A 15,920-nucleotide genomic window follows, 5' to 3' on the forward strand; every position below is an offset into this window, starting at 1 on the left:
TTTGACGCCGCACCGCATCCGGCAGACGAAAAGACGGGCTTCGGCCCGTCTTTTTTTGTTTAGACTTGGAATGTCAGGACATTCGCACTCCAGGGAGCCGTCATGCCACACACTCACTACACCACGCTCATCTCCGCCGCCAATCTCGCCGAGCGCCTGGCGGCGGCGCCCGGCAGCGTCGCGCTGTTCGACTGCCGCTTCGATCTCGTCGATCCCGCTGCCGGCGAAGCCGCGTATGCGGCCGGCCATATCCCCGGCGCGCAATACCTCCATCTCGACCGCGACCTGTCGGGCCGCAAGACAGGGACCAACGGCCGCCATCCGCTGCCGACCCGCGACGCGCTCGCCACGCTGCTCGCGAGCCGCAGCCTCAAGCAGGGTCAACAGGTGGTCGCGTACGACGCACAAGGCGGCGCCTATGCGGCACGCCTGTGGTGGCTGCTGCGCTGGCTCGGCCACGATTCGGTTGCCGTGCTCGACGGCGGCCTGCAGGCCTGGGAAGCAGCCGGCCAGCCGCTGGCAATCGACGTGCCGCATCCGGCCGCCGGCGATTTCCGCGCGGCCACGCCGCTCGAAGCGACGGTCGACGCGGCAGCCGTGCTCGCCAACGTGAACGCACCCACGCGCGTCGTGATCGATGCGCGCGCACCCGATCGCTACCGTGGCGAAAACGAAACGATCGATCGTGTGGGCGGCCACATTCCGGGCGCGCGCAACCGCTTCTTCAAGGACAACCTGACCGCCGACGGCCGCTTCAAGACCGGCCATGAACTGCGCGAGGCGTTTTCCACCGTGCTGGCGGGCACCGAGCCGAACCAAGTGATCCTGCAATGCGGCTCCGGCGTCACCGCATGTCACAACGCGCTTGCGCTGGAGGTTGCGGGCCTGCACGGCGCGTCGCTGTATCCAGGCTCGTGGAGCGAATGGAGCGCCGATCCGTCGCGGCCGATCGCAACCGGCCCGACGCCGTAAGCGCCCGCGCGGCGCAGTCGCAACGAAGCGGCGGCATGTGCCGCCGCTTGCCGTTTACATCACGCCGTACTTGTGGAGCCACGCGATCGCGCGCTTCCAGCTCTCCTCCGCATCGGCCTTCACATAGCTCGGCCGGTAATCGGCAAAGAACGCGTGACCGGCATCCGGATACACGACGATCTCCGATTCGCGCGCGAGCTTCGAATCGCTCGTCTGGATCGCCTTGCGCATGTCCGCGAGCGACGCCTGCGCGATGTTCGTGTCCTTCTCGCCGTAGAGCCCGAGCACGGGCACCTTCAGCAGCGATGCATGATCGACAGGGTTGAACGGCGTCATCTCGTCGGTCTTACCTTCGACGAACCCGTACCACGCAACGGCCGCACGCACGTGCGGGTTGTGCTCCGCATACAGCCAGCTCTGACGGCCACCCCAGCAGAACCCGACCACGCCCAGACGCGACAGGTCGCCGCCGTTCTTGCCGGCCCACGCGACGGTCGCGTCGAGATCCTCGGTAACCTGCCGGTCCGGCACCTTGTTGATGATGTGTTCGTACAGATCCTTGATCGTCGGATACTTCTCCGCGTTGCCCTGCCGCGCGAACAGATCGGGGGCGATCGCGAGATAACCGAGCTTCGCGAAGCGGCGACAGACATCGGCGATGTGCGCGTGCACGCCGAAGATCTCGTGGATCACGATGACGACCGGCAGGTTCGTCTTGTCCTTCGGCTGCGCGCGATACGCGGGGACGCTCGCGTCGCCCGAGCGGATCTCGACGGTGTCGACGTCCAGCCCTTCGCTGTCGGTCGTGACCGTCTGCGCCGATACGGGCAGCACGGCCGCCGCGAAGGCACCGCCCAGCGCGGCCTGCATGAACTTGCGGCGCGAGAACGGAACGTGGGGAACCAGGCTGTCGACTTCGGGTTTCAACATGAATGCACTCCTCGATTGGGGGCCGCCATCACGATCACGGACACGGCATGACGGGGCATCGCGCCGGCGCGCGGCGCGGATGTCGCGGCGGTTGGCACCCCGCCGCGAACGGAAACCCGGACAAGATGCCCAATAATCCGTTGTTGCGTCAACTGTCGGATATGTAAGACTCGATTACGACGCGTTGATTCGACAGCGGAGAAACGCGCAGGCAGCCCGTCGAATCGCGATGCAACAAGCCGTCTGTCAATCGCCGTTGCGCGATCGGATGCCTGGCGATTGAAACGAGCAACGCACGACCGATGTTGCCCGTCACACGCGCTCGGTAGCCCGGCGGCCCGCAAAAAACGACGGGCGGAGACTACGCACGACGTGCGCAATCCCCGCCCGCTTCCCGCGCGAACGCGCGTTCAGTGCAGTTTGACGCGCGGCAGCGTCGTGCGCCGCAGCCAGTGCGCGACCGTATCGAGCATCATCCGCGGATAGCCGTGCAGCGCGGCGATGTGCATCCGGTACAGCGACATGTACATGAAGCGGGCGAACAGCCCTTCGATCAGCATGTTGCCGCCGATCAGCCCGCCCATCAGGTTGCCGACCGCGCTGAAATGGCCGAGCGACACGAGCGAGCCCAGGTCGCGATACGTGAATTCGGGCAGCGGGCGCCCGTCGAGCCGGCAGCCGATTGCCTTCAGCAGGAAGTTCGCCTGCTGGTGCGCAGCCTGCGCGCGCGGCGGCACGTTGCGTTCGTTGCCGGGCCATGCGCATGCCGCGCAATCGCCGAGCGCGAACACGTTGTCGTCGGTGAAGGTCTGCAGCGTGCGGCGCACGTCGAGCTGGCCGAGCTTGTTGACCTGGAGACCATCGAGATTGGCGAGCACGGACGGCGCCTTGATGCCCGCAGCCCAGACCGTCAGGTCGGCACGCACCGTCTTGCCGCTCGCCGTATGGACGGCCCCGGGCGCCACCTCGGTCACGCGCTCGGAGAGCATCAGCCGCACGCCGATCTTTTCGAGCAGTTCGGCAGTCGCCGACGATACGCGCTCCGGCAACGCCGGGAGGATCCGCGGCCCCGATTCGATCAGCACGATGCCGACGTCGTGCCGCGGGTCGAGCTTGTGCAACCCGTAGGCCGACAACACCTGCGCGGTGTTGCGCAGCTCGGCAGACAGCTCGACACCGGTCGCGCCGCCGCCGACGATCGCGACCTGGATGCGCGGCTCCGCCGCCTCGCCCGGCGCGGTCGGCGCCGGCGCCTGGTGCTCGGCGCGCATGCACGCGGCGATCAGCCGCTTGCGGAAGCGCTCGGCCTCACCAACGGTATCGAGCGCGATCGCGTTTTCCGGTGCGCCCTGCACGCCGAAGAAGTGAGTCGTGCTGCCGATCGCGATCACGAGCGTGTCATATTCCAGCTCGCGCGCCGGCAACAACTCCTCGCCGTCGCTGTCGTTGACCGGCGAGAGCGTGATGCGCTTCGCCGCGCGGTCGAGCCCGGTCAGCCCGCCCTGCTGGAACTCGAAGCCATGCCAGCGCGCCTGCGCCGCATATTCGAGCTCCTGCGTGAACGGGTCCATGCTGCCGGCCGCAACCTCGTGCAGCAGCGGTTTCCAGATGTGGGTCGGATTGCGGTCAACGAGCGTGACAAGCGCACGCGCGGGACGACTGCCACGCGCGCCGTAACGGTCGCCGAGCCGCGTCGCCAGTTCCAGGCCGCCCGCGCCTCCGCCTACGATGATGATCCGATGCATCTGTTCCCCCTTTGCGATTCGAAACTGCTGCCGCCGGAGCGTGCGAAAGCGAGGCATTCGCGCCACCCGGTGGATTAACCGGTTCGGACATCATCAATGTGCAGTTCGAAGCACTTCGATGTTTCCAACCCCGGAACGCGGGGTGCGCATGCCCCCGCGTCAATGACATGCATTGTCCGGGAGCTTGCGCGTTGACCACAAGCAAACCATCTCGATATTCAGCATCCCTGCAACAATATGCCGCAGGAATCGGGAACCACGCGGCGGTGCGTCAGTGTGCCTCTTCCCAGTTCGCGCCGGCGCCCACTTCGGCGACCAGCGGCACCTTCAGCTTCGCCACGCCGCACATCATTTCCGGCAGTTTCTCGCGCACCAGCGACAGTTCGCCGTCGGGTACCTCGAGCACCAGTTCATCGTGCACCTGCATGATCATCCGCGATGCAAGCTTGTCGCGCGTGAGCCAGTCGTCCACCGCGATCATCGACAGCTTGATCAGGTCGGCCGCCGTGCCCTGCATCGGCGCATTGATTGCCGCGCGCTCGGCCGCCTGGCGGCGCGGGCCGTTGCCACCGTTGATCTCGGGCAGCCACAGGCGGCGACCGAAAACGGTTTCGACGTAGCCCTTCTCCTTCGCAACCGAACGTGTGTCTTCCATGTACTGCGCGACACCCGGGTAGCGTGCGAAATAGCGGTCGATATAGAGCTTCGCCGCATCGCGCGTGATGCCGAGGTTCGACGCGAGCCCGAACGCGCTCATCCCGTAGATGAGCCCGAAATTGATCACCTTCGCAATGCGGCGCTGGTCGGAATTGACCTCCAGCGGCGTCACGCCGAACACCTCGGCGGCCGTTGCGCGGTGGATGTCCTCGCCCTGCGAGAACGCGCGCAACAGCGACGCGTCGCCCGAGATATGCGCCATGATCCGCAGTTCGATTTGCGAATAATCGGCCGACACGATCCGGTGGCCCGGCGAGGCGATGAACGCCTCGCGGATCCGCCGGCCCTCGACCGTACGCACCGGAATGTTCTGAAGATTCGGATCGTTCGACGCCAGGCGGCCCGTAACCGCGACGGCCTGGGCGTAATTCGTGTGCACGCGGCCCGTTGCAGGGTTCACCATGCGCGGCAGCTTGTCGGTATAGGTCGACTTCAGCTTCGACAGCCCGCGGTGCTCGAGCAGCAGCTTCGGCAGCGGGTAGTCCTCGGCCAGCTTCTGCAGCACTTCCTCGTCGGTCGACGGCGCGCCGCTCGGCGTCTTTTTCACGACCGGCAACTGCAGCTTTTCGAAGAAGATCTGCCCGATCTGCTTCGGCGAGCCGAGATTGAATTCGCCGCCCGCCAGTTCGTACGCCTGCGCTTCGAGCTCGATCAGGCGCGTCGCGATTTCGGTGCTCTGCGCCTGCAGGCGCGCGTCGTCGATCAGCACGCCCGTGCGCTCCATCTTGCGCAGCACGAGCGACACGGGCATCTCGATCTCGCGATACACGCGCTCGAGGCCCGGTTCGCGCGCAACCTGCGGATACAGCGCGTGATGCAGCTGCAGCGTGACATCCGCATCTTCGGCCGCGTATTCGGCGGCCTGCGTGAGCGCTACTTCGTCGAAACCGATCTGCTTCGCGCCCTTGCCGGCCACGTCTTCATACTTGATCGTCTTGACACCCAGATGACGCAGCGCGAGGCTGTCCATGTCGTGCGTGCGGTGCGACTCAAGCACGTACGATTCGAGCAGCGTGTCGTGCTCGATGCCGTTCAGCGCGATGTCGTAGTTCGCGAGCACCTGCGCGTCATATTTCAGGTGCTGGCCGACCTTCTTGCGATCGGCCGATTCGAGCCACGGCTTCAGGCGCGCGAGCACTTCGTCGAGCGGAAGCTGTTCGGGCATGTCGGGGCCGCGATGTGCAACCGGCAGGTACGCTGCCTTGCCCGGCTCGACCGAGAACGACAGGCCGACGAGCCGCGCGAGCATCGGGTCAAGCGAGGTCGTCTCGGTGTCGAACGCGGTCAGTGCAGCCGCGTCGATCTTCGCGAACCACGCGTCGAATTGCTCCCAGGTCTGGATCGTGTCGTATTCGCGGACGATGTCGGCCGCCACGACCGGTGCCGGCTCGCCGTCCGGCGCATCGGCGCCGCCGCCTTCCGCCGGCGCGCTGTCGACTTCGCGCAGCCAGGTCTTGAAGCCGTAGCGCGCGAAGATGTCGCGCATCAGGTCGCGCGCTTCGCCGTCGGTCTTCAACGACGCCTCGATCGAATCGAGATGCGGCGCGAGATCGCAGGCCGTCTCGACGGTCACGAGCTTGCGGCCGAGCGGCAGGAAGTCGAGCGCGCGGCGCAGGTTGTCGCCGACCACCCCCTTGATGTCGCCCGCATGCTCGATCACGCCGTCGAGGCTGTCGTACTGCGCCAGCCATTTCACGGCCGTCTTCGGCCCGCACTTCTCGACGCCCGGCACGTTGTCGACGGTGTCGCCGATCAGTGCGAGGTAGTCGATGATGCGCTCGGGCGGCACGCCGAACTTCGCGATCACGCCGTCGCGGTCGAGCGTCTCGTTGGTCATCGTGTTGACGAGCGTGACGTGGTCGGTGACGAGCTGCGCGAGATCCTTGTCGCCCGTCGACACGATCACGTTCATCCCGTGCCGCTCGGCTTCGCGCGCGAGCGTGCCGATCACGTCGTCGGCCTCGACGCCTTCGACCATCAGCAGCGGCCAGCCGAGCGCACGCACCGCACCGTGGATCGGTTCGACCTGCAATGCGAGGTCGGGCGGCATCGACGGACGGTTTGCCTTATAGTCGGCATAAAGGTCGTCACGGAACGTCTTACCCTTTGCATCGAACACGCAAGCGCTATACTCTGCACTGACTTCCTTGCGCATACGGCGCAGCATGTTGATGATTCCGTAGAGCGCTCCGGTCGGCTCCCCGCCAGGGCCACGCAAATCAGGCATCGCATGGTAAGCCCGATACAGATAGCTCGAACCGTCAACCAATAGCAGGGTCTTACCTTCCAGATTTCGTTCTTCAGGCATTATGAACAAGAGAAAAGTGATTCCGAGTCTGCGTTCGCTCGCAGATCAAGAACGCGCGACGGCCAAGAAGGCGCGCGCATCGTGGCAGATGTTCACGATTATGGCAGAGTTTATCGAGGCGACCGAGTACCTGTCGGAGATCCGCCCGGCTGTCAGCATCTACGGTTCTGCCCGCCTCAAACCCGATACGCCGCACTACAAGCTCGCCGCGCAGATCGCGCGCAAGCTGTCCGACGCCGGCTTCGCCGTGATCTCCGGCGGCGGCCCCGGCATCATGGAAGCCGCGAACAAGGGCGCGCACGCCGGCAAGGCGCCGTCGGTCGGCCTGAACATCGAGCTGCCGCACGAGCAGGCCGGCAACCACTACCAGGACATCTCGCTGCGCTTCCGCCACTTCTTCACGCGCAAGGTCACGTTCGTGAAGAATTCGGATGCGGTGATCGTGATGCCGGGCGGCTTCGGCACGCTCGACGAGCTGTCGGAAGTGCTCACGCTGATCCAGACGAAGAAGTCGCGCCTCGTGCCGATCATCCTCGTCGGCAGCGAGTTCTGGAAGGGGCTGCTGCAGTGGTTCCGCGACCAGCTGATCCCGATGGGCCTCATCAATCCGGAAGACATGGACCTGATGCAGGTGATCGACGAGCCCGACCAGGTGCTCGACGCAGTGCTCGCGTTCTACGAGGACAGCGGCGAGGAAGAAGGTTCGGACGACGACGGCCATCCGCCGCGCCCCGAAGAAGACCGGATGTTCTATCTGTAATCCATCCGTGGCGACCGCCGGCCCGACGGCCGGTGTACCGCTTCCCGCGCGGCAGGCATGGCGATCCCGCCACCTGCCGTGTGTCACTTTGTAACGCGCCGTTAATCGCGCTTCGCGGCCGTACGCCGCCGAATGTCAAATCCGCGCAGCCGGCGCTGTGCGACGCGCGCGCAATCATCCGTACACGCGGGCCGCCATTGTCAAATGACGCGGCCCGACGCCCGCACCCCGCACCTGCCGGCCGCCAATCCGCCGTAACAAACCCGCCTCGCGTTTTCCGTCGCGCACCCCCACACTGCATGTGTCGGTGCGGCGTTTCCCCCGGTGGAACGGTCCCCCTCGCTTCCATCGCGTCGCGCCGGCCTTTTACAACGACATCACGGAAAAGAACATGCAACGCTCGCTGATCGCCCTTGCCTTCGCCGGCCTCGGCCTTTCGCTGTCCGGCCTCGCCCACGCCGTCAACGTCGACGTCAACATCGGCACGCCCGCACCGGTCGTCGTCGCGCCCGCGCCCGTCATGGTCGCCCCGGCGCCCGCGGTGATCATCGGCTGGCATGGCGACCGCTACTGGGACGGCCGTCGCTACTGGGAACGCCGCGAGTGGGAAGACCACCAGCGTTATCGCGGTCACGGCGATCGCGGCTATCACTGCCCGCCGGGACACGCGAAGAAGGGCGAGTGCTGAGCGACACCGCGCGGCCGCTCGACCAACGCAAGGCCGCCCGTGCGCTTCGGCGCCGGGCGGCCTTTTGATTTTCGTCCGCTGGCCGCATGAATCGACGGCCTTGCCGGCTCGCAAAATCGCGCGGCGCCCGGTGGTAGGATTGCCCTTGCCCGAGGCCAATCCCGCCACCCATGCCGCTCATCCGAATCTGGGCTGTCGAACATGCCCTTGCATCCGGCGTCGCCGCGCCGACCGACATTCTCACGGCGGCCAACCATCTCGCCGCGACGGCGTCGCAGGGCCGCACGAGTGCACCGTTTCGCTGGCGCGTCGAATCGATCGGCGGACGCCCGGTGCGCGCGACCTCCGGCCAGGTCATCCCGGTCGATGGCACGATCGACGGCAGCAGTCCCGCCGACGCGATCTGGCTGACGAGCCCGTTCGTCGCGGATCTCGAGCGGCTGCTCGACCGGCCCGCCGCACTCGCCCCGCTGTTCGACGCGCTGCGCAGGCAACACGCGCGCGGCACGCTGATCGCAACGTACTGCACCGGCACATTCCTGCTCGCGGAGGCCGGCTTGCTCGACGGCCGCCTTGCCACGACGCACTGGTCGAAAGCATCCAGCTTCCGTGCCCGCTATCCGGACGTGGCGCTGCGTGCATCAGACATCCTGACCGAGCAGGACGGGATACTGTGCGGCGGCGCCGTCACCTCGTACCAGAATCTCGCGTTGCGAGTCATCGAAAAACTGGCGAATGCGCGCCTTGCCGCGTCGGTCGCCAGGCTCATGCTGATCGACATGAACCGCGTCTCGCAGGATTCGTTCATCGACCTCGACCGGATGGGCCATCGCGGGCACGACGATGCGACCATCGCGCGTGCCCAACGCTGGATGGAAAAGCACCTGCGGGAACCCTTCAGCCTCGCCCGGTTGAGCGATCACGTCGCGATGAGCGAACGCACGCTCCATCGCCGCTTCAGGGACGCGGTGGGCGCGCCGCCGCTCAGGTATCTGCAGACGCTCAGGATCGAAGTCGCGAAGCGCTTGCTCGCGGAAACGAAGCTCGCGATCGACACCGTCTGCGAGCGCGTCGGCTACGCGGACATCAGCGGCTTTCGGCAATTGTTCAAGCGCGAGACCGGCATCTCTCCCGGCGAGTATCGCCGTCGCTTCACGCAATAGCCGCGCGCAACCAGCGTCGAACACGATGTCGGAAATGGCATCGTCGAATGGCAGTTTCGCCACTGCGCGCATCGGCATGCGATCCATACACTGGATTCACGTCGCCCCGGAGCGGCGCCCTCTCCACCGAACCAGGACACCGTCATGCCGATGATCGACGTCACCCTCCCCGAAGGTGCGCTCGCACCGCAGGCCGAAGCACGACTGATGGAAGCGCTGACCGATACGCTGATCCGTCACGAGGGGCTCGATCCCGACAATCCGCGCGTGCGGGACGTGACCTGGATCTTCGTCCATCGGCCTGCGGCCGTGTATCGTGCCGGGGCTATCGCGCCTGCGCCGATCTACCGGATCGTGCCGACCGTGCCGGAAGGTCAGTACACGGACGCCGCACGCGCCGGGCTGATTGCGGACGTGACCGCCGCCGTGGCTCGCGCGGAGGGTGTGCCGGTCGACGCCGTCGCGACGCGCGTGTGGGTCTTTCCAACGGAAATCGACGACGGTTGCTGGGGTAGCCGCGGTGTGGTGCGGCGCCTGCCGGACATCATGGAATATTTCGGCGGCGCAACGCTGCGGGCGCTCGGGGAACAGCGGCTGGCGATCAAGCGGCGAACGGATGCGATCGCGGCGCTCGAAGCCGTGCTCGCCGCGATGCGTGAGACGCATCAAGACGTAGCGCACGTTCGCGACGCCGGGCTCGCGTACTGATGCTCGGCAAGCGCGTGCCGCCTTCCTGCACCCGAACCCGGCTTCAGGTAATGCGGGTATGCGCGGCGCGCGCAACGGCGCGGCGCCCTTACCCGGCTCGCCATCAGGGTTCGCGTCGGCCGAGACGACTTCGCACGGCCCGACGAACGCGCCGGTCGCGGCCATGACGACTGCCATTGCCCGCCGGGGCGCTTGAAGATCGGCGAGCGCGAAGCGACGACGCAACCGCCCGGCCGGCCCGCAAGGCCGCCCGGAAGCTCACCCGCGATCAGGCGCGTGTCATGCCGCCGCTTCCGCAAACGAAAGCGGCGCAAGATCCGGATGCGCACCAAGCCGGACGACAAGGAAATCCATCAACAAACGGCTCCTCTGCGGCAGGTGCATGCGCTGCGGCATGCACAGGTGGAGGCCGTAACGGCAGGTCACGTGCCGGGTCAGCAGCGGCACGAGGCGTCCCTCGCGAATGTGCGCGTAAACCGAATAGCCGAAGAACTGGCCGATCGCGGCGCCGCTCAGCACCGTGTCGAGTTCCGCATCGATGTCGTTGGTCGCGATGAACGGGTCGATCTGTCGTGTGTCGACACGACCATCAACCAGGAATTCCCACGGAAACGGCTTGCCCGTGCGCGGATACAGGAATGCGGTGCAACGATGATCGCGCAGCGCGTCGATCGTCTGCGGCTCGCCGTGGCGACTCAGATACGCAGGCGCCGCGCAGACGATCAACTGCAGATCGGCGATGCGCCGTGCCACGAGCCCGCTGTCGGGCAGATTGCCGGTCCGCACGGCAATGTCGATCCGCTGTTCGACGATGTCGGCCATGTCGTCGCTGACGATCAGCTCGGCCGTGACGCCCGGCTGCCGGTCGCAGAATTCGCCGAGCAGCGGCGCGAGAAAGCGCCTGGCCAGCGAATACGGCGCCGCAACACGGATCGTGCCGGCCGCGTGCGCCCGATCGTCGTCGAGCGTGCGCAGCGCGCTCTCCAGTTCCCCGACCGCGCCGCGGCACTGTGCAAGCAGGCGTTCGCCCTCGAGCGTCAGTACGATTCCGCGCGTCGAGCGCTGGAGCAGCCGCACGTTCAACAGCGCTTCCAGCGCTGCGACCTGCTTGCTGGCAGCTTGCGGCGTCATGCCCAACTCGCGGGCGCCCGCGCTGATGCCGCCCGCGGCCGCGATACGGACGAATACCGTCAGCGCCTTCAACCGATCCATTCGCAGCTCCCGTCAAACCCGGAACGCCCGGGCAATCGTCCATCGCATCGCAACGCCTGTCCGGCCGGTTGAATCGGTTTCAACCGGTCGGGTGCTATTCGCGCGGCACCCTGCTTCGCACAATGGCGCTGTATTCGATACCCGGAGCCAAACGGCCCGCCGCCATGAACACATTTTCATTTTCAGCCGTTTCGCGAACCGTCTTCGCGGCCGCATTGATCGTCGCCGGTTCGCCGCGAGCAACCGCACTGGAAGCGGACGCGGGTAGCCGCGTAACCGAGACGGTACTGCTGCGAACCACGCATGCGTGGGACGGCTCGCGGTATCGCGCCTATCCGTCAGGACAACCGGAGATCACGGTCGTACGCTACACGATTCCGCCGCACGCGGTATTGCCGTGGCATACGCATCCGTCGATCAACATCGGCTACGTGCTGTCGGGCCACCTGACCGCCGTGCGCCGCAGCGACGGCAAGCGGCTGGCGCTCGGCCCCGGCGACGTGGTGCCGGAAATGGTCGACGGCGCCCATCGCGGCGAAACCGGCGACGAGCGCGCCGAACTGATCGTGTTCTACGCCGGCGCGCCTGGCACGCCCCTGACGGTGCCCGACCACCGGGACTAAGCACCTCGACCATGCGCCGGCCTGCCGGCCAGCTCGCTTCCCTTTACATGGAGCCACTCTCGTCATGCCCGATTCACGAAGCTCGTCATCATCTCCCGCCACGACGCGACCCCGGCTCGACGGACGCGTTGCGCTCGTCACCGGCGGCGGCACCGGCATCGGCCGGGCGGCCGCGCTCGCATTCGCGCGGGAGGGCGCCCGCGTCGTCGTCGCCGGACGGCGCGCGGCGCCGCTCGACGAAACCGTGCGCGCGATTACCGGGCACGGTGGCGAAGCCTTCGCGATGGCCATCGACGTCGGATCCGCCGATGGCGTGCGCGCGCTCGTCGACGCAACGATCGGACGCTACGGCGCATTGCATGCTGCGTTCAACAATGCGGGTACGGAAGGCACGTTCGCGCCGATCGTCGAACAGACCGAGGCCGACTTCGACCATGTGATCGCCACCAATCTCAAGGGTACGTGGCTGTCGATCAAATACGAAATGGAGGCGATGCTCGCGCACGGCGGCGGTGCGATCGTCAATACGTCGTCGTGGCTCGCGAAAGGCGCGCTTGCCGGCTCATCGACCTATTCGGCCAGCAAGGGCGCGCTCGATGCGCTGGTGCGCGCGGTCGCACTCGAAGGCGGCCCGCACGGCATCCGGATCAACAACGTGAACCCCGGCATCATCGACACGCCGATGGCGCGCCGCTTCGGCGACGACGAGATGTTCCGCCCGTTCGCCGCATTCACGCCCGCACGACGGATCGGCACGCCCGAAGACGTGGCCGACGCGGCCGTCTGGCTCTGCAGCGACGAAGCGCGCTTCGTGACGGGCGAATCGCTGCTGGTCGACGGCGGCTACACGATCGGCGGCATGCGCTGACCGGCGCCGCGACGGAGGAAGAACCGATGGAATACGTGAGACTGGGAGCGTCCGGGCTGAAGGTGTCGAGGCTGTGCCTGGGCTGCATGACCTACGGCGACCCGTCATGGCGCCCGTGGGTCGCGACCGAGGAGGAGGCCCGCCCTTTCATTCGCACGGCACTCGAAGCGGGGATCAGTTTCTTCGACACGGCCGACATCTACTCGTGCGGCGAGAGCGAGCGCATTCTCGGGCGTGCGCTGCGCGATTTCGCGACGCGCGACGATGTGGTGATCGCAACCAAGGCGTTCTTTCCGACCGGCGACGGGCCGAATGCGCGCGGGCTGTCGCGCAAGCATCTGCTCGCCAGCATCGATGCGTCGCTGCAGCGCCTCGGGACGGATTACGTCGATCTCTACGTGATCCACCGGTTCGATCCGGACACGCCGATCGAAGAAACGCTCGATGCGCTCGATACCCTCGTGAGGAGCGGCAAGGTCCGCTATCTCGGCGCGTCGTCGATGCATGCGTGGCAATTCATGAAGATGCTCGCATTTCAGCGGCATCACGGACTCGCCCGATTCGTCTCGATGCAGAGCCAGTACAGCCTGATCTGCCGCGACGACGAGCGCGACATGCTGCCGCTTTGCATGGAAGAAGGGATTGCCTGCACGCCGTGGTCCCCGCTCGGCCGCGGGCTGCTGGCCGGCTCGCGCGATGCCGCGACGACACGGGCCGCAACCGACCAGCAAATGGTGTCCTGGTACGACGGGCGCGACGCGGTCGCGGCGACCGTCGATGCCGTCCGGCAGGTGGCGCTGGCACGCGGGGTGACGCCCGCCCGGATCGCCCTGGCATGGGTGCTGCGCCGGCCAGGCATCACCGCGCCGATCGTCGGGTTGTCAAAACCGCATCACCCGACCGACGCGCTCGCGGCACTCGACCTGAGACTCGACGATCGCGAGATCGCGTTGCTCGAGGCCGCATTCGACCGGGCAGTCGAACCGGTGCAATGGTGACCAAGGCCCCGGCAATCGGATCCAGCCCGGGTTTTGAAGCCGCGTCGATCATGACGGGCACGCGGCCGAAGCTGCCAGTCCTCGAAATCGCATGCGCCGTCACATCAGCCGGTGCGGCAAACCGGAAAACGTGCCCCCGGTAACGCCCCGCAGGGCCCGCCGGTCATTGCACTTACTGGAACGCCACTTCTGCAAAGCTCCGCAGCTTGCGGCTATGCAGCTTGTCGAGCCCGTTCGTGCGCAGGATCTCCATCGCCTTCACGCCGATCTGCAGGTGCTGGTCGACCTGCCCGCGATAGAACGTGTCGGCCATGCCCGGCAGTTTCAGCTCGCCGTGCAGCGGCTTGTCCGACACGCACAGCAGCGTGCCGTACGGCACGCGGAAGCGGAAACCGTTCGCGGCGATCGTCGCGCTTTCCATGTCGAGCGCAACCGCACGGCTCTGCGACAGCCGCTGCACCGGTTCGCGATGATCGCGCAACTCCCAGTTGCGGTTGTCGACGCTCGCGACTGTACCCGTGCGCATCACGCGCTTCAGTTCAGCCCCCTCCAGCCGGGTCACGTCGGCCACCCCGCGCTCGAGCGCGAGCTGCACTTCGGCCAGCGCCGGAATCGGCACCCATAGCGGCAGGTCGGCATCGAGCACGTGATCCTCGCGCACGTAACCGTGTGCGAGCACGTAGTCGCCGAGACGCTGCGTGTTGCGCAGCCCCGCGCAGTGACCGAGCATCACCCACGCGTGCGGACGCAGCACCGCGATGTGATCGGTGATCGTCTTCGCATTCGACGGGCCGACGCCGATGTTGACCATCGTGATCCCGCTGCCGTCCGCGCGCTTCAGGTGATACGCGGGCATCTGCGGCAGGCGCGGCGGCGCGTTGCCCTCGGCCGGCTCGCTGCCGAGGTTCGCGTTGTACGTGACGACATCGCCCGGCTCGACGAACGAGCTGTACTGGCTGCGGTATGCACGCACCTCGGGATCATCGCTCTCCGTCATCACCGTGCGGCCCAGCTTCACGAATTCGTCGATGTAGAACTGATAGTTCGTGTAGAGCACGTAGTTCTGGAAGTGCGTGGGCGACGTGGCCGTGTAGTGACGCAGCCGGTGCAGCGAGAAATCGACGCGCGCGGCCGTGAACAGCGCGAGCGGATGCGGCTCGCCCGGCGCTGGCTCGAACGTGCCGTTGACGATGCGGTCGTCGAGATACGACAGGTCGGGTGTATCGAAGATGTCGCGCATCGCGAGCAGGCGGTCGCGGTCGAGCTCGCCTTCGAGATGGATGCCTTCCGGAAACGCGAAATGAACCGGAATCGGCTGCGACGACACGCCGATCTCGATCTTCACATGGTGGTTCTTCGCCAGCAGGCGCAGCTGCTCGCGATAGTAGTTCGCGAAGAGATCGGGGCGCGTGACCGTCGTCTCGAATACGCCGGGGCCGGCGACGAAACCGTACGAGCGGCGCGAATCGACGTGCGTGTTGACGTCGGTGCGGATCCGCACGAACGGGTAGCATGCGCGCACGTGCTCGGTAATCGGTTCGTGGCGGCGATAGCGCGCGAAGGCGTCGCGCAGGAAGCCCGTATTCGTGTCGTAAATGGCGGACAGCCGCGCGACGGCGGCGATCGGATCGTCGAAAGCCTCGACCGACGGGCTTTCGGGCGTCAGCGCTCGGTGCCGGCGGCTCAAATCGTTCTTCATTTTCATCACCTCGTCTGATCTGACGACATTACCACGGAACCCGGTCACGCTTATGGCCGCCCCTGCGCACGCGAGGGCCGGAAGGGGCGCAGTATTTGCTAAAATCGGTGGGTTCACTGGAGACTCATCATGAAGCCGCTCATTCTCGTCGCCGCTGCCGCCGCGTTTGCCGCCGCCAGCGTCGCTTACGCCGCCGGCGGTACGCCTGACGCCGACGCGCAGGCTCGGGCCGAGGCCAACGAGGCCGCCGGCCTGCCCGATCTCCGCAAGATCAACCGGCCGGGTGCCGAAGTCACGTCGAAAGTCGACTTCGCCGATATCCGCCGCACGCCGAGCTTCCACGAAAAGAGCAAGAACGGCACCGAAGTCACCGAGTATCGCGATCGCGGCAAACCGGTCGAGATCGACGTGAAGTCGAACTTCGGCACGCGCTACCAGATGAGCTCGACGCCCGACACGTCGCCGAAGCCGCACGACGCGGGCATCCCGATCACGCGCCTGCCGTCGCTGAACCTGCGCTACTGATTCC

The 15,920-nt window shown here is 66.5% G+C and carries 14 protein-coding genes; 9 read left to right on the plus strand and 5 right to left on the minus strand.

Annotated features, from left to right (window positions below; translation table 11 throughout):
* Nucleotides 1-102: 102 nt before the first annotated feature.
* Nucleotides 103-972: a sulfurtransferase gene (locus tag G3O06_RS12925; RefSeq protein ID WP_205816257.1), complete on the plus strand. Its 870-nt coding sequence runs from the start codon at nucleotides 103-105 to the stop codon at nucleotides 970-972.
* A 54-nt stretch (nucleotides 973-1,026) separates the two neighbouring features.
* On the opposite strand, the gene G3O06_RS12930 is transcribed toward G3O06_RS12925, so the two are convergent.
* The 3 genes from G3O06_RS12930 to polA all read right to left on the minus strand — a co-directional run bounded on the left by G3O06_RS12930 (nucleotide 1,027) and on the right by polA (nucleotide 6,672).
* Nucleotides 1,027-1,902 (minus strand): dienelactone hydrolase family protein, encoded by an 876-nt coding sequence (locus G3O06_RS12930; RefSeq protein ID WP_205816258.1) that lies wholly within the window; start codon nucleotides 1,900-1,902, stop codon nucleotides 1,027-1,029.
* Nucleotides 1,903-2,312: 410 nt separating this feature from the next.
* Nucleotides 2,313-3,647, minus strand: coding sequence for an NAD(P)/FAD-dependent oxidoreductase (locus G3O06_RS12935; protein WP_205816259.1), 1,335 nt, complete (start codon nucleotides 3,645-3,647; stop codon nucleotides 2,313-2,315).
* Nucleotides 3,648-3,918: 271 nt separating this feature from the next.
* Nucleotides 3,919-6,672: a DNA polymerase I gene (polA, locus tag G3O06_RS12940; protein ID WP_205816260.1), complete on the minus strand. Its 2,754-nt coding sequence runs from the start codon at nucleotides 6,670-6,672 to the stop codon at nucleotides 3,919-3,921.
* 1 nt (nucleotide 6,673) lies between these two features.
* Between polA and G3O06_RS12945 the strand changes: the two genes are divergently transcribed.
* The 4 genes from G3O06_RS12945 to G3O06_RS12960 all read left to right on the plus strand — a co-directional run bounded on the left by G3O06_RS12945 (nucleotide 6,674) and on the right by G3O06_RS12960 (nucleotide 9,991).
* Nucleotides 6,674-7,432, plus strand: coding sequence for a TIGR00730 family Rossman fold protein (locus G3O06_RS12945; protein WP_174917453.1), 759 nt, complete (start codon nucleotides 6,674-6,676; stop codon nucleotides 7,430-7,432).
* Between the two features lie 391 nt (nucleotides 7,433-7,823).
* On the plus strand, nucleotides 7,824-8,120 hold the full coding sequence (locus tag G3O06_RS12950) for a hypothetical protein (protein ID WP_205816261.1): 297 nt from the start codon (nucleotides 7,824-7,826) through the stop codon (nucleotides 8,118-8,120).
* Between the two features lie 170 nt (nucleotides 8,121-8,290).
* Entirely contained in the window at nucleotides 8,291-9,283 is a 993-nt protein-coding gene (locus G3O06_RS12955) for a helix-turn-helix domain-containing protein (RefSeq protein ID WP_205816262.1), read from the plus strand.
* A 144-nt stretch (nucleotides 9,284-9,427) separates the two neighbouring features.
* A complete protein-coding gene (locus tag G3O06_RS12960) occupies nucleotides 9,428-9,991 on the plus strand; it encodes a Tautomerase enzyme (protein ID WP_174917450.1) in 564 nt (187 codons plus the stop codon).
* 279 nt (nucleotides 9,992-10,270) lie between these two features.
* Here the strand turns inward: G3O06_RS12960 and G3O06_RS12965 are convergent, their stop codons facing one another.
* Nucleotides 10,271-11,203, minus strand: a complete 933-nt coding sequence (locus G3O06_RS12965) for a LysR family transcriptional regulator (RefSeq protein WP_205816263.1) — start codon at nucleotides 11,201-11,203, stop codon at nucleotides 10,271-10,273.
* Between the two features lie 164 nt (nucleotides 11,204-11,367).
* Here G3O06_RS12965 and G3O06_RS12970 point away from each other — a divergent pair, with 164 nt between their 5' ends.
* The 3 genes from G3O06_RS12970 (at nucleotide 11,368) to G3O06_RS12980 (ending at nucleotide 13,692) form a co-directional block, all read left to right on the plus strand.
* Complete coding sequence (locus tag G3O06_RS12970) at nucleotides 11,368-11,826, plus strand: cupin domain-containing protein (protein WP_241019870.1); 459 nt, start codon at nucleotides 11,368-11,370, stop codon at nucleotides 11,824-11,826.
* Between the two features lie 64 nt (nucleotides 11,827-11,890).
* On the plus strand, nucleotides 11,891-12,694 hold the full coding sequence (locus G3O06_RS12975) for a glucose 1-dehydrogenase (protein WP_205816265.1): 804 nt from the start codon (nucleotides 11,891-11,893) through the stop codon (nucleotides 12,692-12,694).
* Between the two features lie 26 nt (nucleotides 12,695-12,720).
* On the plus strand, nucleotides 12,721-13,692 hold the full coding sequence (locus tag G3O06_RS12980) for an aldo/keto reductase (protein WP_205816266.1): 972 nt from the start codon (nucleotides 12,721-12,723) through the stop codon (nucleotides 13,690-13,692).
* 172 nt (nucleotides 13,693-13,864) lie between these two features.
* Here G3O06_RS12980 and G3O06_RS12985 read toward each other — a convergent pair whose 3' ends face one another.
* Nucleotides 13,865-15,391: an AMP nucleosidase gene (locus G3O06_RS12985; RefSeq protein WP_174917445.1), complete on the minus strand. Its 1,527-nt coding sequence runs from the start codon at nucleotides 15,389-15,391 to the stop codon at nucleotides 13,865-13,867.
* 129 nt (nucleotides 15,392-15,520) lie between these two features.
* Here G3O06_RS12985 and G3O06_RS12990 point away from each other — a divergent pair, with 129 nt between their 5' ends.
* Nucleotides 15,521-15,916 (plus strand): hypothetical protein, encoded by a 396-nt coding sequence (locus G3O06_RS12990; protein ID WP_039358086.1) that lies wholly within the window; start codon nucleotides 15,521-15,523, stop codon nucleotides 15,914-15,916.
* The last annotated feature ends 4 nt before the right edge of the window (nucleotides 15,917-15,920 follow it).

The sequence above is a fragment of the Burkholderia sp. Ac-20345 genome, assembly GCF_017104825.1.
In the GTDB taxonomy this organism is placed as follows: Bacteria; Pseudomonadota; Gammaproteobacteria; order Burkholderiales; family Burkholderiaceae; genus Burkholderia; species Burkholderia lata_B.